Source organism: Paraburkholderia tuberum STM678 (assembly GCF_902833905.1).
GTDB classification, from domain to species: domain Bacteria; phylum Pseudomonadota; class Gammaproteobacteria; order Burkholderiales; family Burkholderiaceae; genus Paraburkholderia; species Paraburkholderia tuberum.
The window spans coordinates 1-19,329 of sequence record NZ_CADFGP010000070.1 but is presented as its reverse complement, the minus strand read 5'-3'; the positions used below and the strand labels follow the sequence as shown (position 1 = coordinate 19,329).

General features: G+C 57.3%; 18 protein-coding genes and 2 pseudogenes. 19 read left to right on the top strand and 1 reads right to left on the bottom strand.

The genetic code is table 11. The annotated features are described in order from the left end of the window. Positions 1-68 precede the first annotated feature (68 nt). From HWY30_RS35395 to HWY30_RS35320, 16 genes are all read left to right on the top strand, one after another. Positions 69-467 (top strand): MarR family winged helix-turn-helix transcriptional regulator, encoded by a 399-nt coding sequence (locus tag HWY30_RS35395; protein WP_167368841.1) that lies wholly within the window; start codon positions 69-71, stop codon positions 465-467. After that, positions 468-1,694, top strand: coding sequence for an NAD(P)/FAD-dependent oxidoreductase (locus HWY30_RS35390; protein ID WP_090812316.1), 1,227 nt, complete (start codon positions 468-470; stop codon positions 1,692-1,694). A gap of 10 nt (positions 1,695-1,704) precedes the next feature. Beyond that, on the top strand, positions 1,705-2,034 hold the full coding sequence (locus tag HWY30_RS35385; RefSeq protein WP_090812317.1) for a non-heme iron oxygenase ferredoxin subunit: 330 nt from the start codon (positions 1,705-1,707) through the stop codon (positions 2,032-2,034). Beyond that, positions 2,031-3,494 carry an aldehyde dehydrogenase family protein gene (locus HWY30_RS35380; RefSeq protein ID WP_090812318.1) on the top strand — a complete coding sequence of 488 codons (1,464 nt, stop codon included), beginning with the start codon at positions 2,031-2,033 and terminating at the stop codon, positions 3,492-3,494. The genes HWY30_RS35385 and HWY30_RS35380 overlap by 4 nt, the downstream gene beginning before the upstream one ends. A gap of 11 nt (positions 3,495-3,505) precedes the next feature. Continuing rightward, the gene (locus tag HWY30_RS35375; RefSeq protein WP_167368842.1) at positions 3,506-3,964 is read left to right on the top strand and encodes an aromatic-ring-hydroxylating dioxygenase subunit beta; all 459 of its coding nucleotides are present in this window, start codon (positions 3,506-3,508) and stop codon (positions 3,962-3,964) included. An 11-nt stretch (positions 3,965-3,975) separates the two neighbouring features. Further along, positions 3,976-5,211 (top strand): aromatic ring-hydroxylating oxygenase subunit alpha, encoded by a 1,236-nt coding sequence (locus tag HWY30_RS35370; RefSeq protein WP_090812320.1) that lies wholly within the window; start codon positions 3,976-3,978, stop codon positions 5,209-5,211. A 110-nt stretch (positions 5,212-5,321) separates the two neighbouring features. Then, complete coding sequence (locus tag HWY30_RS35365; protein WP_090812614.1) at positions 5,322-6,494, top strand: ABC transporter substrate-binding protein; 1,173 nt, start codon at positions 5,322-5,324, stop codon at positions 6,492-6,494. A gap of 185 nt (positions 6,495-6,679) precedes the next feature. Next, positions 6,680-8,212, top strand: coding sequence for a UbiD family decarboxylase (locus HWY30_RS35360; protein WP_341809956.1), 1,533 nt, complete (start codon positions 6,680-6,682; stop codon positions 8,210-8,212). Further along, positions 8,209-8,790: a UbiX family flavin prenyltransferase gene (locus HWY30_RS35355; RefSeq protein WP_090812322.1), complete on the top strand. Its 582-nt coding sequence runs from the start codon at positions 8,209-8,211 to the stop codon at positions 8,788-8,790. Before HWY30_RS35360 ends, HWY30_RS35355 begins: the two co-directional genes overlap by 4 nt. A 53-nt stretch (positions 8,791-8,843) precedes the next feature. Further along, positions 8,844-10,061, top strand: a complete 1,218-nt coding sequence (locus tag HWY30_RS35350) for an MFS transporter (RefSeq protein ID WP_090812323.1) — start codon at positions 8,844-8,846, stop codon at positions 10,059-10,061. A gap of 74 nt (positions 10,062-10,135) precedes the next feature. After that, complete coding sequence (locus HWY30_RS35345; protein ID WP_090812324.1) at positions 10,136-11,056, top strand: branched-chain amino acid ABC transporter permease; 921 nt, start codon at positions 10,136-10,138, stop codon at positions 11,054-11,056. Further along, entirely contained in the window at positions 11,049-12,038 is a 990-nt protein-coding gene (locus HWY30_RS35340) for a branched-chain amino acid ABC transporter permease (RefSeq protein ID WP_090812325.1), read from the top strand. The genes HWY30_RS35345 and HWY30_RS35340 overlap by 8 nt, the downstream gene beginning before the upstream one ends. Then, complete coding sequence (locus HWY30_RS35335; protein WP_090812326.1) at positions 12,035-12,790, top strand: ABC transporter ATP-binding protein; 756 nt, start codon at positions 12,035-12,037, stop codon at positions 12,788-12,790. The genes HWY30_RS35340 and HWY30_RS35335 overlap by 4 nt, the downstream gene beginning before the upstream one ends. Then, the gene (locus tag HWY30_RS35330; protein ID WP_090812327.1) at positions 12,790-13,491 is read left to right on the top strand and encodes an ABC transporter ATP-binding protein; all 702 of its coding nucleotides are present in this window, start codon (positions 12,790-12,792) and stop codon (positions 13,489-13,491) included. Before HWY30_RS35335 ends, HWY30_RS35330 begins: the two co-directional genes overlap by 1 nt. 40 nt (positions 13,492-13,531) lie before the next feature. Beyond that, positions 13,532-14,500, top strand: a complete 969-nt coding sequence (locus HWY30_RS35325) for a dihydrodipicolinate synthase family protein (RefSeq protein WP_208524353.1) — start codon at positions 13,532-13,534, stop codon at positions 14,498-14,500. Between the two features lie 324 nt (positions 14,501-14,824). Beyond that, complete coding sequence (locus tag HWY30_RS35320; RefSeq protein ID WP_090812329.1) at positions 14,825-15,970, top strand: porin; 1,146 nt, start codon at positions 14,825-14,827, stop codon at positions 15,968-15,970. Positions 15,971-16,109: 139 nt separating this feature from the next. Here the strand turns inward: HWY30_RS35320 and HWY30_RS35315 are convergent. Further along, positions 16,110-16,544: pseudogene (locus tag HWY30_RS35315) on the bottom strand (integrase core domain-containing protein); the annotation flags it as partial. A gap of 271 nt (positions 16,545-16,815) precedes the next feature. On the opposite strand from HWY30_RS35315, the gene HWY30_RS35310 reads away from it, so the two are divergent. The 3 genes and pseudogenes from HWY30_RS35310 to HWY30_RS35300 all read left to right on the top strand — a co-directional run bounded on the left by HWY30_RS35310 (position 16,816) and on the right by HWY30_RS35300 (position 19,182). Further along, entirely contained in the window at positions 16,816-17,292 is a 477-nt protein-coding gene (locus HWY30_RS35310) for a bacteriohemerythrin (RefSeq protein ID WP_090812330.1), read from the top strand. A 520-nt stretch (positions 17,293-17,812) separates the two neighbouring features. After that, positions 17,813-18,453, top strand: a pseudogene (locus HWY30_RS35305) (IS6 family transposase). 375 nt (positions 18,454-18,828) lie between these two features. Continuing rightward, entirely contained in the window at positions 18,829-19,182 is a 354-nt protein-coding gene (locus HWY30_RS35300) for a hypothetical protein (RefSeq protein WP_143037340.1), read from the top strand. The last annotated feature ends 147 nt before the right edge of the window (positions 19,183-19,329 follow it).

The window sequence follows — 19,329 nt, the reverse complement described above, 5'->3', positions numbered from 1 at the left end:
GGGCACTCATTCGTCGACTTCAGCAAGTCGCGGTACGTCTGTTTGCAGAGGAGACGAAGCCCCACAACATGACGTCGATCCAATTGGGTGCGCTTCAGATTATCGCTGATATGCCCGGTATCGACCAAATCTCGCTATCACAGGCAACCGACGTAGATCGCACCAGCATCATGCGTGTGATCGAGCGTCTTAAATCGGAAGGCCTTATAACGAAAGAGGCGAATGCCGAGGATCGGCGAGTCAGCAGTATTTCCATTACGGATGCTGGTCGAGAGCGGATCGACCAATTGATTGAAGGAGCAGATGCTTCGCAGGCATGCCTGCTGGCCCCGCTGACGCCGAATGAACGTCAGGAATTCATGCGGATGATGATGAAGCTCGTACTCGCACATTCAGCAACCGGAAATCCCGCTGTTCGGGATCTTGCGATTGAAGCGAAGCAACTGTATCTGAAAGCAGGGCTTTGAATGAGTACTTCGAAATCACACGTCGTCGTAGTGGGCGCAGGCCAGGCGGGCGCCGGCGTTGCAATGGCATTGCGCAACAATGGATTTGATGGCGCGATAACGCTGATCGGCGATGAAGCGCATCCGCCCTACGAGCGACCACCCCTGTCGAAAGACGTTCTCCAAGGCCGGACAGCAGTCGAAAAGACGTGGATTCAGCCTATTTCCGCTTTCAATGAAAAGGAAATTGAAGTCCGCCTCGACATCCGGGTAACCGCGATTGACGCCGAACGTCGGGCGCTGACTTTGTCGGACCGAAGCCAGATCAGTTACGACAAACTCGTTCTAGCCACGGGTGCGCGGCCCCGCATGCTGACGCTCCCGGGCACAAACAATGAGCGGATTCACGTCCTGCGCACCATCGACGACGCCCTACGCCTATCCGAACAGATGCGCACGGCTAAAAGCATTGCGGTCGTTGGAGGCGGTTTCATTGGACTGGAAGTTGCGGCCTCAGCCCGGGCAATGGGTGTCGCCGTCACCGTTCTGGAAGCCGCGCCCCGTCTGATGGAACGTTCGCTTCCGGAATCCGTCGCGACGTTCCTGGCTGATGTTCACAAGGAAAACGGCGTCGCTATCGTGACCCACGCACGCTTGCGTGGATTTGAACAGTCTGAAGGCGGAGTGCGAGTACTGCTCGACGCCGATGAGTTTCTGGACGTCGATTGCGTAGTTATGGGTGTCGGCGCAATTCCCAATACGGAAATTGCTGAAGGCTGTGGGCTCGTAGTTCAAGACGGTATCGTGGTCGATGAATACGGTCGCACCAGCCACCCGGATATTTACGCTGCGGGCGACGTCACCCGGCACTTCAATCCGCTGCTTGATCGTCATATCCGGCTCGAGTCGTGGCAAAACGCACAAAATCAGGCGATCGCTGTGGCGAAGGCTATCGCGGGCGAGCCCGAGGCATATGCCGAAGTTGCATGGCTGTGGAGCGATCAATACCACCTGAATATCCAAACGGCCGGCAATCCGGGCGACTGGAACGATTTTGTCTGGCGCGGAAAACCGGAAGACGGCAAGTTCACTGTGCTCGCGCTCGCGGACCGAAGAATCATTGGAGCGATCTGCATCAATAACGGGCGGGATATGCGATACGCCCGTCAGATGATCACCAATCGCGTGATCGTCGATCGAGAGAAATTGGCCGATCCGGCCACGACACTCCAGTCCTTATCACGTTAAGCGAATCAATATGAGTGACATCACCAATGAGTTGGTAGCCCGTTCCGAGGAAATCGAGGAAGGAGGCATGCAGGGTTTCACCGTGCAAGGGCGTCAGATCGCCATCTATCGCGTTGACGGTCAACTCTACGCAACGGACAACATCTGTACGCACGGTCACGCGCTGATGACCGACGGTTATCTCGAAGACCGCGTAATCGAATGTCCGCTGCACGGCGGACGTTTTGACGTTGCCACCGGAGAAGGCCTGGGCGCCCCGATTACCTGCGCTCTGGCATGCCACATGGTGGAGGAGTCCGATGGCCAAATCCGCATTACTCTGAACGGAGACAACGCATGAGCGCGACGACTGGATTTGAATTGCCGACCAGGCGGGGGCTGTTCTTTGGTGGTGAGTGGCACGCGCCGCTCGGTGGTTCTGAAATGACGGTGAATCCGGCCACGCAGGAAAGCCTTGGCCCGGTCGCGGTCGCTAACAAGGAAGACGTCGATCTGGCGGTCAAGGCGGCACATGAAGCATTCAAGTCGTGGCGTCTGGTCAAGCCGATCGAGCGCGCCCGGCTGCTGCGCGAACTGGCTGCAAAGGTCAGGGATCGCGCTGACGAATTCGCATGGCTCGACTCGCTCAATTGCGGCAACCCGATCAAGGAAATGGCGCGCGATGCAGTGATCGCTGCGGCACAGATCGAGTACTTCGCCGGGCTTGTGCACGAAACGAAGGGCGACACGGTACCGATGGGCGACGGCGTACTGAACTACACGCTGCGTGAGCCGCTCGGCGTCGTCGCGCGCATCGTGGCTTATAACCATCCGCTGATGTTCCTCGCCAGCAAGTTGGCACCCGTGGTGGCAGCAGGCAACACCGTGATCTTGAAGCCACCTGCTCAGGCGCCGCTGTCGGGCTATCTGCTGGCCGAACTCGTTTCCGAAGTGTTCCCTCCGGGCGTCATCAATATCATCAGCGGCGACCGTGAGTGCGGTGAAGCGCTGGTCGCGCACCCGCTGGTTCGCAAGGCGGCTCTCATCGGCTCAACCGCCACCGGCGCCGCGATCCTCAAGGGCGCGGCCGACAAAATCATGCCGGTGACGCTTGAACTCGGCGGTAAGAACCCGCTCGTGATTTGCGGCGACGCAGATCTCGACAAGGCAATCCAGGGCGCAGTGTCCGGCATGAACTTCCTGTGGGCCGGTCAATCGTGCGGCTCGACGTCGCGTCTGTTCGTTCATCGCAGTGTCTACGAACGCGTGTTGTCGTCGATGAAGCGTCTGATTGCCGAGCAGCACAAGTGCGGCATGCCCACGGACCCGGAAACGACAATGGGCTGCCTGATCTCGAAGCCGCAATTCGACAAGGTCATGGGCTTCATCGAGTCGGCCAGGGCAGAAGGTGCACGTCTGATCTGCGGTGGCGGCCCCCCGGATGATCCCGCGCTCGCAAAGGGCTGGTTCGTGGAGCCGACGGTGTTCGCCGACGTGACGCCTGAAATGCGTCTATTCCGCGAAGAAGTATTTGGGCCAGTGCTGGCAGTGATTCCATGGGATGACGAAGAAACGCTGCTCGAACAGATCAACTCGGTTGAATACGGCCTGACGGCTTCGATCTGGACGAAGGATCTGGCGCGGGCGCACCGTCTGGCCGGCCGCGTTGAATCCGGATTCGTCTGGATCAATTACGTTAGCTCGCACTTCATCGGTGCCGAATTCGGCGGCTACAAGAAATCCGGTATGGGCAGGGAAGAAGGGTTGTCGGAACTCCTGTCCTATACCCAGACCAAGAACGTGCACGTTTCGCTGACCTGATGAGCGACTTCATGATCGAAAAAGTTGATGATCTTTACGCCCAGCATGCCGAAATCATTTGTGATGACCGGCTCGAACAATGGCCGGAATTGTATGCCGACGAATGCGTCTACAAAATCATTTCGCGCGTCAACTACGAGCGTTCGCTGCCGGTCGGTGTGATCTTCGCCGAGAGCAAGGGAGCACTGATCGATCGGGTCACGGCCATTCGCAACACGATGGTGTTTTCCCCGCGCTACTTGACGCACCTGATTGGTAGCGTACGAATCGTCGGCGAAAAGGAGGGCGTGCTGGATACCCGCAGCCAGTTCGCGGTGTACCAGACCCTGGTGGACGGCACTCCCGAATTGCAACTGCTGGGCCGCACGTTTGACCAGATCGACGCGAGCGGCGAGGCCTTGAAATTCAAGAGCCGCTTTGTTGTATTCGATAACGAACTGGTGCCCGGTTCGGTTGTGTACCCGGTGTAAGGAGAATTCAAATGAGTAACTCCCGCCAATGGCCTACTGAGGACTGCACGCGCGTCCCGAATTGGGTCTACTCCGATCCCGAGAACTATCAGGAAGAACTCGAAAAGATCTTCTACGGTCCGTTCTGGAGCTTCATCGGCCTCGAATGCGAGATTCCTGACGCCGGCGACATCAAGCGTTCCACGGTCGGCGAGCGCTCGGTGCTGATGACGCGTGACCAGGAGGGTGGTGTCAACGTCGTGCTCAACAGTTGCGCTCACCGAGCCGCAGAAGTCGTTCAGAAGAAATTCGACAACGACACTGCCCTCATGTGCCCGTATCACCAATGGACGTATGACCTGAAGGGAAACCTCACGGGCGTTCCTTTCCGTCGCGGACAAAAGGGCGCCGGCGGCTATCCGAAAGAGTTCGATCTGAAGCAACACGGCCTGCGCAAACTGCGTGTCGAGATCGTCAACGGTGCGGTGTTTGCCACCTTCGATGAGCGGGCACTGCCGCTGAAGGAATACCTGGGCGAAGACGTCTACGCGCGCTTGACCCGTGTGTTCGATGGCCGGAAACTCAAGGTAATTGGCTATCAGCGTCAGCGCATCAAGGCGAACTGGAAACTTTATCCGGAGAACCTGAAAGACTCGTATCACGCGACGCTCCTGCACGTATTTCTCATCAGCTTCGGTCTCTATCGCATGGACCAGGATGGCCTCCTGCTCCACGACGAACGCACGCGTGCGAACAACGTCGTTGCATCGACGGCGACGGCGCGTGACAAGTTGACCGGTCAGCAAGAGATGATTTCGTTCAAGGACGGCTATCAACTGAACGATATGCGTCCCGTGACGCCGGTCAAAGAGTTCGACGACGACATCACGATCCAGAACCTCACGATGTTCCCCGCGCTAACCGTGCAGCAGCAACAGAATCTCCTTCAAACACGCAACGTGCTGCCGATGGGCCCCAACGAGTTCGAACTCGCATGGACGTTCTTCGGCTACGAAGACGACACGGAAGAGATGACGCTTCGCCGCACGCGGCTGGCGAACCTTACGGGCTCCGCTGGCTATATCTCGGTGGATGACACGGAGGTCTTCGAGTTTTCGCGTAACGGCATGCTTCCCAACAACGACCGCGACTGCGTACTGGAGATGGGTGGCTACACCACCGAGACGCCGACGAAGGGCGATATGGTCTCCGAAGCAGCGATCCGTGGCTTCTATGAGTTCTATCGCAAGATCATGTACTCGGCGTAAGACCTCGTTTGGTCAATGCGAATCGGGTAAATGCCGATCAGTGTCACGTTGACACCTGGCAGTGGTGACGCAACAATCGTTATCCTAAGTAAAGGAGTGAAGTCTTGAAGATGCTGCGTACAGTTTCGGCGTTAGCTTTTTCCGTCGTGGCATTCGCTTCTCAGCAAGCGATGTCCGAACAAGCTCCGATCAAGATCGGGTTTGAAGCGGAGTTGTCGGGTCCGCAAGCGACGTTGGGTGAAGATCAATACGCCGGCTTCATGTTGCGCGTTCTGATGAACGGCGGAAAACTGGGCGGCGTTCCCGTTCAGGTTATCCGGGAGGATAGCCAGCTCAAGCCCGAGGTGGCAGCACAGGTCACGCAAAAACTGATCGAAAAGGACAACGTGCCCATTATCACGGGCCTGACGTTTTCGCCGATGGCAGCTGCGGCAGTGAGGGTCGCCACGCCGCACAAGGTCTTTGTCGTCATCTCGAACGGAACGACGAACCCGATGGCAGGCGCGGAGTGCTCGCCGTACCAGTTCGTCACCTCGTGGCAACCGGAACTGCTGAGCGCGACGCTCGCCAAGTATGCGAACGACAAGGGCTATAAGCGCATCAGCCTGATGGCGCCGAACTACGTTTCGGGAAAGAATTTCCTGGCGACGTTCAAGCATGTCTTCAAGGGTCAAGTGCCGGACGAGATCTACACGCCGCTCTCGCAGCAGGATTTCTCGGCTGAAATCCTTCAGGTATCAGCGTCGAAACCCGATGCGGTATTCGTTTTCTACCCAGGCGGATTGGGCATCAACTTCGTGCGTCAGTATCAACAAGCCGGTTTGGGCAAGACGACTCCGCTGCTCGCACTGGGCGCTGTCGATGGCAACAACCTGACGGCTCTGAAGGATGCAGCGTTAGGCGCGGTGACGAGCGGTGCATGGTCGCCGGATCTCGATAACGCAGCGAACAGGGAATTCGTCGCTGCCTTCGAGAAGCAGTATCACCGGGAACCGACGATGTTCGCTGCGCAAAGCTATGACGCAGCACAGCTGATCGACTCGGCCATTGCCAAGGTCAAGGGCAATATGGACGACAAGGAAGCGTTGGGCGCCGCACTGAAGCAGGCGAAGTTCGCAACCATTCGCGGCCACTTCTCGTTCGCGAAAAATCACTTCCCGAATGAAGATTACGACGTCCTGGAAGCCGTTAAGGACGGTAAGGGTGGTGTCACCCTCAAGTTGATCGCCGCGCCGATGCACGATCCGTCCGATCCTTTTGTCAGCGCTTGCGCGCTGAAGTAAGCCTCGACAGGTCAGCCTCCTTATCGGCTGACCTTCACCTGGAAATTTGGGAATCTACAATGTCTGATACGCCTACGCAGGAACGGAAAGATAATCCGCAGGATCTCCGTACCTATCTCGAAAAACTTGAACGGGCCGGCAAGTTGTTCCGAATCAGCCGTCCGATCTGCAAGGAGACGGAACTGATGCCACTGGTGAAGTGGCAGTTCCGGGGTCTGCCGGAATCGGAGCGACGCGGCTTTCTGTTCGAACACGTTGTCGATGCCAAGGGCAACAAGGTCAATGGCGGCGCCGCAGTAGGTATCTACGCGTCGTCGAAAGAAGTCTACGCCCTGGGTATGGGCTGCGACGTCAAGGACGTCAAACAACGCTGGCAGGAAGCACAGGCCGCACCGATCGCACCGCGAATCGTCGAATACGGTCCCGTGCAGGAAGAAGTGCACATGGGCGACGATCTGCTGGCGCATGGCGGTCTGGACGAGTTCGCAATTCCGATCTCTACGCCTGGCTTCGACGTCGGTCCCTACACGACGGCCTCGAATTGGGTCACAAAGGACCCGGAGACCGGCTGGCTGAACGTCGGCAACTACCGTGGCCAGATCAAGGGACCGGATCGCATGGGTGTGCTGCTCGGTCACCTGAATCACGGTTCGATCCACTGGCACGCCTACCGGAAGCTGGGCAAGGTCATGCCCGCCGCATTAGTTATCGGCGGCCCGCCTGCACTGACTTACGCGGCAGGCACCCGGTTGCCGTATGGCGTAGAGGAATACGCGGTCGCCGGTAGCCTGATCGGTGAGCCGCTCGATCTCGTGCGCTGCAAGACCGTCGATTTGCAGGTTCCGGCTAACGCCGAACTCGTCATCGAGGGCTACTTCCTCACGGACTGCATGGAGCCTGAGGCGCCGTTTGGCGAATACACCGGCTACATGGGCGAGCGCGAGTACAACGCGGTGTTCCAGGTGACGGCAATCACGCACCGCAGTAATCCGGTGTTTACGAACATCACGAGCCAGATGCCTCCTAGCGAGAGCAGCATGCTCAAGAAGGTCGGTCAGGACAATACGTATCTGTTCCACCTTCGCAATCACTGTGGCATCCCGCAGGTCGTGGACGTCGCCTTCCACCAGATCGCGCTGGATTACTGGTGTGTCGTCAAGATGAAGCCATGTGATCCTGCGGTGGCATGGCAAGCGCTCTATGCACTGCCGGGGCGCCACAATCACGTGGGCAAATTCGCAATCGCGGTTGACGAGGACATCGATCCGAACGACCTCGAATCCGTAATTTGGGCGATGTGCTATCGCACGCGGCCGCATAAGGACTTCGTGACCTTGCCTGAGCGATGCATGGGTCTCGATCCGTCTGCGGAACGTCGGTATGCGACCCGTGACGGTCATTCGAACGAGCTGCTCTACGGTTCGATGATGCTTGTCAACGCGATGCGCAAGAAGAACATGGCGCCGGTTTCGCTGCCCGCGCGTCCGTTCATGGAAAACGCGAAGGCAATCTGGGAAGAACTCGGATTGCCTTCGCTGACGCCGCGAATGCCCTGGTTCGGCTATGAGCTTGGCCTGCGCTCGGAACGTGATCGTGAAGAAGCACAGTGGGCCGTCGAGGGTAATTATCACAAGGTGGGTGAACGCGCGTTGGCCAAGCGTCTGCCGATCGGTGACGATGGTCGGCCCGATGAAAACGCCATTAAGGAAATGGAGTGAAACGGCGCATTATTATCGGAATCTCGGGAGCGTCGGGCGCCATTTACGGCATCCGCGCTTTGGAGGCTCTGCGCGAGAGCCCGGACGTCGAAAGCCATCTGGTTATGTCTCCTTCGGCGTCCCGTACCATCGCCGAAGAGACCAACTGGACGGTAAAGGATGTGAAGGCCCTCGCCAGTGTTGTCTACAACTACGCTGACATCGGGGATGCCATCGCCAGCGGTTCATTTCGCACCGCTGGGATGTTGGTCGCACCGTGCTCTATCAAGAGTCTATCAAGCATCGCCAACTGCTTTGGAGACAACCTGTTGACGCGCGCGGCTGATGTCTGCCTGAAGGAGCGGCGACCGCTCGTTCTGATGGTTCGGGAGACGCCTCTGCATGCTGGGCATATCGACATCATGCAAAGGGCTGCGAATAGCGGCGCGATCATAATGCCGCCCGTGCCTGCGTTCTACTCTCGTCCAGCAACGATAGACGAGATGGTGAATCACACCGTTGGTCGGGCGCTCGACCTGTTCGACATCGATACCGGTCTGGTCAAACGATGGACAGGAAAATCTCAGAGCACGCAGTGACAACCCGGTTGCACACGAAACAAAAAAATTGATTCAATCAATGATGTGGAGACATGATGGTCGATCATCTAGGGCACGGCTCCAAGCCGAGAGTAGCAGGAGCAGCACAGACGTTCATTTTGATGGTCATAAGTTGTCTGCCGGTCCTGGGTGGGGTTCTGATTGCGCCGTCGCTTCCACGAATGGTGGAGAACTTTCAATATGTAGCGCATGTAGGGATGTGGGTGCGTTTCACCATGACAACGCCTGCGCTCATGATTGCTTTGCTTGGACCCGCTGCAGGATGGCTGGTAGAGAAGTTTGGGCGGCGTCCAATGATCGGCGTTACCCTTTTCTTCTATACGCTATTCGGCACAGCACCGCTGTACTTGGCCGATCTTCACTGGATTGTCGGCAGTCGTATTGCTCTCGGCGTGACCGAAGCGATGGCGATCACGATATGCACGGCTCTGATGTGCGACTACTACACGGGTGCCGCCCGCGAGCGCGTGTTCGCTTATCAAACGGCAATCAGTTCACTGGCCGCGTCGGCATTTTTTGTCTTCGGTGGTCTGCTTGGGAACCACGGCTGGCGCACTCCATTTTGGCTTTACATATGCGGTGTGATTCTGATCCCGATGGCACTCGCGCTTCTTTGGGAACCCGCGAGGCGACAGGAGGAGGCGCAGCCCGCCTGGAACACGGATTTCAAGTGGACTGGGATGCTGCCGAGTTATGCGCTGCTCTTTTTCGCAGCGATCTCCATGTTCGTCGCTGCTGTTGAACTCAGTTTCGTGCTCAAAAGCATCGGGACGGCAACGCCGGGCCAGATCGGCATGATCATGGGTGTCTCGCACCTCGCATTGGTTATCGGTGCGCTGTGTACGCGGTTCACCCGTCCGTTGGGCTCGAAGTTCTGCCTGGTCGCCAGCTTTTCGTTCATGGCCGTTGGCCTGATCGGAATCTCGGAGGCGCCGGTTATCGGTCTAGGATGGACGTTGGTAGCCGTTGTACTCCACTCTGCGGGCTGTGGGATCGCAATTCCGTCCATCGCCGATATCGTGATGTCTAAACTTCCGGTCGAACGCCGCGCGAAGGGATCGGGCGGATACGTCTCCTGCGTGTTCTTCGGTGAATTCGCAGCCCCGATTATCGTGGCTATTATCAGCGCCAACACGGGGAGCAACCTGGTCGGAATCCGCGCCGTAGGCATCATTATCCTCATGATTGCGATCGGTCTTTTCCTGTCCTTCAAGCCGCGGAAATCGGTGACCCGAGCGACACCAGGATAAGTGTCGGGTGTGGGCTCCCAGGGGCGCACACCGTTGGTCCATTTGATAGTCGGAGAGCCGAACAGGGCAGCCCCATGTCGCCATCACTTGTGCTTTTGCAGTTACTCAACGGGTTACAGTTCGGCGTGTTACTTTTCCTGCTATCCGCCGGCCTGACACTCGTGCTGGGCATCATGAACTTCGTGAACCTGATGCACGGTTCGCTCTACATGCTCGGCGCGTATTTCGCGGCTGTTACGTTCAACGCTACCGGGTCCTTTGTCGAGGCTGCGGCGGCGGGTGTTTTCGGAACACTGGTCGTCGGTGTCATGCTCGAAACGGCGATCTTCCGCAAGCTGTACCTCCGCGATCACATGACGCATGTACTAGCCACGTTCGGCCTGATCCTGTTCTTTAACGAGCTCGTTAGCATCATCTGGGGATCAGGATCGATTGCCACGCAGGTTCCGGACTCGCTCGGCGGTGCAATTCGGATATTCGGAATTCCTTATCCGACGTATCGGTTCGCGATCCTCGTCGTTGGTCTTTTCGTGGCCGTCGGGCTATACATTTTCATTCATCGAACTCGCATCGGTATCCTGATTCGCGCGGGGGCATCCAACGCCACGATGATCGCAGCCTTGGGTATCAACATCCGGAGGTTGAACTGCGCAGTCGTCGCGATCGGTGCTGGCCTGGCCGGGCTCGCGGGCTTCATGAATGGCCCGTTATCGTCTGTTCAACCAGGAATGGGTGGTCCAATCCTGATCTTGACGCTGGTGGTCATCGTGACGGGCGGTATCGGTTCCATACGCGGGGCTTTTTACGGCGCGCTGATCGTCGGGCTGGTCGATACAGGAGGACGCGTGTTCCTGCCCGCTCTGCTTCGGGGTGTGATGCCGCACGCGAGTGCTCAGGTTGTCGGGGCGTCGCTGGCTTCCATTCTGATTTATCTCGTGATGGCGGCAGTCCTCGCATTGCGCCCGCAAGGTCTATTTCCGGTTAAGCATGGGTAAGAGAATCATTGTCACGCCACGGACGGCGGTCACCATCATCCTGTTGGCGGCATTCGCCCTCATTCCGTTGCTTTCGGGCGTGCTCGGGCAAAGTTATTACACGACGTTCGCCACGCGCATTCTGATCATGGCGATGGCCGCGAGCGGACTGAACCTGGCGCTCGGCTATGGCGGGATGATCAGTCTGGGTCATGCGCTGTACATGGGGATCGGGGCCTACGCTGTCGGCATCTGTGCATTTCACGGTATCGGTAGTGGCTGGACGCAATTGATGGTTGGATTGATCGTCGGTGGCGTGGTGGCCACCATCGTGGGATTGATCAGCCTGCGCACGTCAGGCATGGCGTTCATCATGATTACGCTGGCGTTCGCGCAAATGCTTTATTTCCTGATCATGACGCTAACGGACTACGGCGGAGACGACGGCTTGACGATCGAACATCGCAGTGCGTTTGGCGGACTGGACCTTGGGGGGAATACGGTACTTTATTACGTTGTGTTCGCCGCGTTCATCGCGATTCTTTTTTTCATGAACCGGATGATGAACGCCCGCTTCGGTCAGGCGGTACAGGGTTGCCGCTCGAACGAACGGCGGATGAAAGCATTGGGATTTGCGACGATTCAATACCGTCTGGCCGCGTACGTTTTGTCGGCATTGATCTGCGTCCTCGCCGGTTTCTTTCTGGCGAATCTGGTGCAGATTGCAGCGCCCTCATACGTCACCTGGACGGTTTCGGGCGAACTGATGGCCATGGTGGTCTTGGGCGGTCAGGCGACCATTATTGGGCCGTTCGTGGGGACTATCGTCATGTTGACGTTCGAGGAGGTATTTTCCAGCTCGAAGTTCGGTTTGCCGCATGACGTCGAACAGCTGCTCAATAACCACTGGATGGCACTGCTCGGCGCGTTTATCGTGATTGTGACGATGACGGTTAAGCGCGGCATCTTTGGATCGATTCCCAACACCTGGGGGCGTGGATGAGCCCCTTGCTCGAGGTGAAAAATCTGGTCAAGCGCTTTCGCGGATTCGTCGCCACGAACAACGCAACGCTTGACGTGCTAGAGGGTGAGATCCATGCCCTGATCGGCCCGAACGGTGCGGGGAAATCGACGCTCATCAACCAATTGTCGGGCGAACTTGTGCCGGACGAAGGGCGCATTGTTTTCCGCGGGCAGGATGTGACGGCCGCGCCCACCCATCGCCGGGCGCAGATGGGGCTCGTGCGCTCCTATCAGATCACTTCCGTGTTCAACGATATGACGGCGCTCGAGAATGTCATGCTGGCGGTTCAGGGCCGTACGGGGCGGAATTTCGGAGTTTGGACGCCGACGCGCCGAGATCGAGATCTCATTGGCGAGGCGAGCGAAGCCCTCTTGCAGGTGGGATTGGAGACCGAAATGAACACGCCGGTTTCCGAAATGGCGCACGGCGCGCGGCGCCAGCTTGAATTGGCAATGGCACTTGCACTCAAGCCGCGCCTTATGCTTCTGGACGAGCCGCTTGCAGGTATGAGCCAAGTTGAATCGGAAGCAATGGTGGCGCTGCTGAAACGCTTTAAGAGCGACATCAGCATGCTGTTGATCGAGCATGACATGGATGCGGTGTTTGAACTCGCAGATCGCGTGACGGTTTTGGTTTCCGGGCAACCGATCGAGACCGGCACTCCGGATCAAATCAGGTGCAGCCAGACGGTGCAGGAAGCGTATCTGGGCGAACCGTCGGAGCTCATGTGATGCTGCAAATAAAGAATATCGCGGCGAGTTACGGCACGAGTCAGGTACTTTGGGATATATCGCTAGGGATCGCGGCTGGCGAGGTCGTGACACTGATTGGCCGTAATGGCATGGGGAAGTCCACCACCATCAAAACACTGATGGGACAACTGCCGATCAAGGGCGGGTCGATCTTATTTGATGGTCGAGAGATCTCGGGCATGGCGGATTACCGCATTGCTCAGGCGGGCATCGGATTGGTGCCGGAGGGACGCGGAATTTTTCCCAATCTGACCGTCAAGGAAAACCTGATCTGTGCGGCGACAAACCGTAGACAGGTGAATAACCCTTGGGTCCTGCATCGCGTGTACGAAAGGTTCCCCCGCCTGAAGGAGCGCGAAACGAATTTGGGCTCGAATCTCTCGGGCGGCGAGCAGCAGATGCTGGCAATCGGACGGGCACTCATGACGAACCCTCGTCTGCTTATTCTCGATGAGGCGACGGAAGGTCTGGCTCCGTTAATCCGGCGAGAAATCTGGCAATGCCTGGGCATGTTGAAGGACGAGGGTCAGGCAATGCTCGTGGTCGACAAGAATTTGGCGCCGCTGTCGAAATTGGCTGATCGTCACTATGTGATCGAAAAGGGACGCGTGGTCTGGACTGGAGATTCGGCTGCACTTGAGGCAGACGGTGACTGCGTTAGACAGTACGTTGGCTTGTAATTGGACTCAAGTTTTTTCTTGAGCAAACTCAGGAGTGGAAATGAGAATTACGGTTGAAGACATCGTTGGTGTGCTTGGGATTGTACCGACGCCTGCAACGCCGGACGCAGGCCGGTGGGATACGAAGAACAGCGTCAATCTCGACGAAACCGAGAAGATGATCAAACTGGTGACGGCGGCCGGCGTTGATATCTTGATGGCAAACGGCACGTTCGGCGAGGGGGCAACGCTGACGCGTGCGGAACATCTCGACTTCACGAAGTGCATCATCGAAACGAACGGCAAATCCCGGCCGTTTTTCGCTGGTGTTACGACGATGAATACACGTGACACTATCGCTCGTGGCCGTGAACTGATCGAGTTGGGCGCCGATGGCCTGTTTGTCGGCCGCCCGATGTGGCTGTCCGTCGATCAGAAGGACATCGTTCGCTACTACCAGGACATCGCTGAAGCGCTGCCTGGCGTTCCGCTCGTCGTGTACGACAACCCGATCGCGTTCAAGGCAAAGATCAGCCCCGAGGCCTACAAGGCTCTGGCGGAAATTCCGGAAGTTGTCGCGGCCAAGCACGTCGGTGGTCCCACGCTCGAACCCGACATGATCGCCGTCGGCGACAAGATGCGTATCTTGCCGCTGGCGCCGGAATGGTATCCGGTGGCGATCAAGCATCCCGAGCTCGCACGCGCGTGCTGGACGGGTGGCATTGCCTGTGCGCCGAGCCCCATCGTGGCAAACTCGCGTGCCGTTCTGGCAGGCAACTGGGAACGGGCGAAGGAAATCACCGCTAAATTGAAATGGGCGGAAGCACCGATGTTCCCGGGCGGCGACCTCGCGCGCTTCATGGACTACAGCATCCAGATCGGCCATCTGCGGTTCAAGGCGGCAGGCCTGATCGATCCGGGGCCATCGCGTCCTCCGTACCTCGAAATACCCCAGGAATATGTGGCGGGCGCAGTCGAGTGCGGTGAACGCTGGGCGCAGTTGGAAAGGGAGTTTCAGGCACAGCAGTGATAGAAGAGCCTCGTCAAATCGGGGCTTTTCCTGGCGCGTTATTCCGTGTAACAACTTTGATGCGTAGGGTCGCCAAGTAGTCCACGAGCAGTGGTCTTCCAAGCGCTCTTTAATCGAATCTACCGATATCAGATATTCATAACCAATATTTACGATCCGATTCGGTTTTAGTAATTAGGTCTGCAGAGTGATGGTGGAGGTGTGGGCGAGGTCCGGATTAATAATTGCGGGTAAACCGGGCGTTACGTTCGCACAAATCCTCCTGATAATTCGACTGGACGCGAAACGAAGAAACGCGTCTTCATAATAAAATTGGAGATTCCTATGAAGGTGAAGAAACTCGCTATCGGGGCGGCAATGCTGCTCTCCGTTACGGGAGCCTATGCAGAAAGTAGTGTCACGCTCTACGGCATCATGGATACGGGCATCGAGTTCTATAACCACGCCAAGACTGGTGGTTCGGTCTATGGCATGCCGGCACTGACGGGTGAATTGCCTTCGCGTTGGGGGCTGAAGGGTGTGGAGGATCTGGGCGGTGGCCTGAAGGCTGTGTTCAACCTCGAAAGCGGTTTCGCGCCGGGGACGGGCGGTCTGAACTACGGTGGGCGTCTGTTCGGTCGTCAGGCCAACGTCGGTCTTAGCAACCGGTTCGGCACAGTGCTGTTTGGACGTCAAAGCAACATGACGTATTACTCGGTCGTAAACGCCGATATCCTGGGACCGGCGCTGATCGGCCTGGCCAGTTTTGACCCCTACCTGGCGAACGCACGTAGCGACAATGCGATTGGCTACATGGGCAAGTTCGGCAGCGTGACGATCGGCGCGACGTATAGCTTCGGTCGCGATTCGGCGACGGTGCCGGGCCCGGGTGGAACAGGCTGCGCTGGCCAGGTTCCGGGCAATTTCCAGGCCTGTAAGCAGGTCACCGCTATGGTGATGTATGACACCGCGAACTACGGCGCATCGGTGTCTTTCGATCAGATGCGCGGTGGGGCATCAACGGACTTCGGCCCGCTTGTGAGTAGCTCGGACAAAGACACGCACATCCAGGCTACGGCGTACTACAATTTCAGCCACGGGAAGTTCGCAGGTGGTTGGATACATCACAACGTGGACGTCGGTCGGTCGTACCACACGGATCTGTACTTCCTGAACGGTACCTATTTGCCTACGCCGTTCCTGGCACTCGATCTCGTCGGCGCGCATTTTAATGTGAGCAACCCGTCGAATATCGGCGGCGTGATCGAGAACGGTTCGATCGTCCCGGGTAGCGTAGCGCCGGCGACGTCGAATTCGACCATGATTACGGCTCGTGCAACGTACTTCCTGTCGAAGCGTACCTCGGTGTACGGTATGCTCGGGTATATGATCAACAGCCGAAATGGTGCAGTGGCGCTTACGGGTGGCGGTACGGTCCAAACGGGCGCGAACCAGACGGGTGGCATGGTCGGCATCCAGCACAAGTTCTAACGCTCTAAGCGGGCAATAAAAAGAAAAAAAGCCTCCAGAGCGAACCGCACCTCAAACTTGGACACCGATCCAACCTTTGGGGTGTTTTCTGAACCGCTTTGGGTTTCCTGGTCAGGTTGAGGTGTTAGTGTCTGGCCTTTCATGAGTCTTCGGCCGCAGGCCGAAGACTATATTGCCAGGCGGGAAACTCGCCCGGTGTTAAATCGTTGAGGGACAAGTCAGCTCGGGTCTCATTGGAGTCCCGCCGCTATGCCTCGATCTCGCGTTTTGCTTCAGCCATAGATCCGAACCAGTGCAGGTTGAGGTAATCGTCCCGGAATGAGCCGTTGAACGTCCCGATGAAGTTGTTATCCGCCGGCTTGCCCAAACGGCTGAAGTCGATCTGTAACTTGTAGTGGTACGCGAGCATATTCAGCAGGCGACGAGAGAACTCGCTGCCGTTATTGGCAAACAGGAAACGTAGCGCACGACGTAGCGCCGCCAGCCGGTTCAGTACCGAGACAACGTCGTCTGCACGCAGACGATGTCCAACCTCAATGGCGAGCGCCTCACGGTTGAAGACGTCCACGACGTCAAAGCGCGGACGCGTCCCATTGCTTGAGTGCAGCCACGTTCTGCTCCACCGAATACCGTTCGCGTTTAATCGCCAATCCTCCCGTGTCATTGCGAAAATTGCTCCGGAACTGGTCCTGCTCGGGATCGTGCCGTTGGCGGCCGATCGGTTCGCACGGAGTCTGGCAGGATTCGAGTTTTAAGCCACTTTGACGGCAGAACGCCGGGAATCTTCCAACGCTTAATATAACTTGGCTATGATATAGCTGTTTCTAACGCCGGATTGAGTGAAGATGAAAGACCTTGTATCGAAAGACGCTGAAGCCCCTGTGCGGGAAAGTGATAATAGCCTTGCGTGGTCAGATGCGCGGCTACTCGGGTTCACACCGATGGACGATGTCCATGAAGAATTCTACAGAGTCGCGCTAGGGCTCGTGGCTTGCACCGATGCGAGCGCCCTCGCCGCTATCGTGGAGTTCGAGAAACACGCCGTTAGCCATTTCGAGCAGGAAGACGAATGGATGCGCACGACGAACTTTCCGCCGCGCGACTGCCACATCGAAGAGCACGAAGCCGTGCTGAAGTCGGTGCGGGACGTCAAAGCAGCGGTCGAAGCAGGGCAGGCCGGTTGCGCGCTGGTGCATGACATCGGCTTGCATCTGTACAGCTGGTTTCCAGGGCACGCCGACTACATGGACTCGGCGCTTGCGGCGTGGATGACGAAGCAGACGATGGGTGGAAAGCCCGTTGTCTTGAGACGGACGATTTGAGCTTTGTTCAGTTACGTTTTGAATAGCGCTAATCAAAACCCAAGTCGCAGTAGTGCCTTCCGGAAACCGGGCCCCTTAAGTAAGAGCTGACCACGCGCGGTATTTTAGATGGGGTCGGCCGGAATCTGTGAAGCTTTGCCGAATTACCTTTAAGCGCCTGAGTTGGCCGTCAAATCGAAGTTGATCGTCGGAGCGAGTAGCGGCATCTTCCACTGGCGGTCGCAGAGATAGGTCGACGCAGTTGATGAAGTCCCTGCGGCATGGCGCTACCATCTCGAGCACGCTGGCGTCGACCCGATAGCACTACGCCCGCAATTCTTTGATTCGCGCGGCATCTACTGCACCTTGGCAGGAGATGGTTCGTTGCAGTGAGCTGGCTCTACTACATGACCTCACGCTGCTTGTGCCGAACGTTCTCGGCATGACGTCCCGGCGGGCCGCTACCTTTGCGATAGGGTTCTGGTGCAAACAGTGAATGTGATCGGTTAGAGTGCTGCTTCCTCGATCTCATGATTCGATAATGAGCAAGCTTAAAAACATGGGCGATCTGTTCTCAGGCCGTCACTTCAACCGCGATGTGATCATTCAGTGCGTGCGCTGGTATCTACGCTACAAGCTCAGCCTGCGTGATCTCGTCGAGATGATGGCCGAGCGCGGCCTGTCGCTCGCCCACACAACGATCCTGCGTTGGGTGAAGCGTTACACGCCGGAGTTTGTCAAGCGCTGGAACCGTTTCGGCACGCCTGCGGGAACGTCGTGGCGCGTCGACGAAACGTACCTGAGAGTCCGCGGTAAATGGGTCTATCTTTATCGGGCAGTAGATCGGGCGGGTCAGACGGTTGACTTCCTGCTCAGGGGGAAACGCGATGTGAACGCGGCCAAAGCCTTTTTCAACAAGGCAATCAAACATCTGGGGCGGCCGCCGCAAACCATTACACTCGATGGCTATGCCGCCTCACACCGTGCTGTGCGCGAGATGAAGGCCGACGGCCTGATGCCAGATGGCACGAAGGTTCGATCTTCGAAATATCTCAACAATCTGATCGAACAGGACCATCGCCACATCAAGTCCCGGACCAATGCCAATTCAATCTCGCAAAGCTCGGCCTCAAAGATGCCACTGTACCCACCGTATGGAATGCGGTCCTGTCTTATCGATAAGGTATCCTTTTTATCGAGACCTTTTCGTCCAGACAGCCTATTTGGACCAGAACCTTCGAAGCTACCGAATACGACGAGCGCACCGGCTATCCGACCAACAATAACTATGCGGAGTATGTGGTACCGGTGCATGCAGATCAGCCGGAAATCGATGTTCTGCTCCTCGACTACCCGGATCTCCATTTGAACGACTTCGGCGCTCGAGGTATCGGAGAAATCGGCACGACTGGCTTGGCTTCAGCGGTCGCTAACGCGGTTCATCACGCCACCGGTGTGCGGGTGCGAGACCTCCCGATAACGCTAGAGAAGATCGCTGGTCGACTGAACTCCTTTGCTTGAATGAAGTCGGCAGGAGCCGTTTCGAGTACCGCCCTCGTGGAAGTGTTCAGATTCTTCAACCGTCCCTGGCGAGAGCAATCAGGACCGAAGCGCTGGCGCGATGAAAATCATAATCAAAGCGATGGATCAAAAACTCGAAGGGCCGGCAGGCAGCCTTCTGCAGGCGTTTCGCCACTTACCGCCTGGACCAGGAAACAGAATAACGGCGTGGAGACCAACAAAAAATTCCTCGACGTGAGCTGCTCACTGCGGCCCGGCGCTTCGAACTGCTGGCCTTTCCTGAAGATGAGCGTGAGGCAACACTGCGGCGATCATGAGCGGCTCGGCGTGGCAGTGCTCATGATCTATCTGCGTTATCCCGCAGCGTGGAGTGTACTGGCTGCTCACTGAGCCGCTGACCGACTATCACGACGCACCGGAAATCTCGCGCCCGGTTGCTAGTTAGGTATCCGTCAGCGCATCCCGTCTTGAATGCACGTAAGCGCGGTGCGAAGGTGATGCCATCGTAACGACGGAGCAATGCGATGGACGACGCAA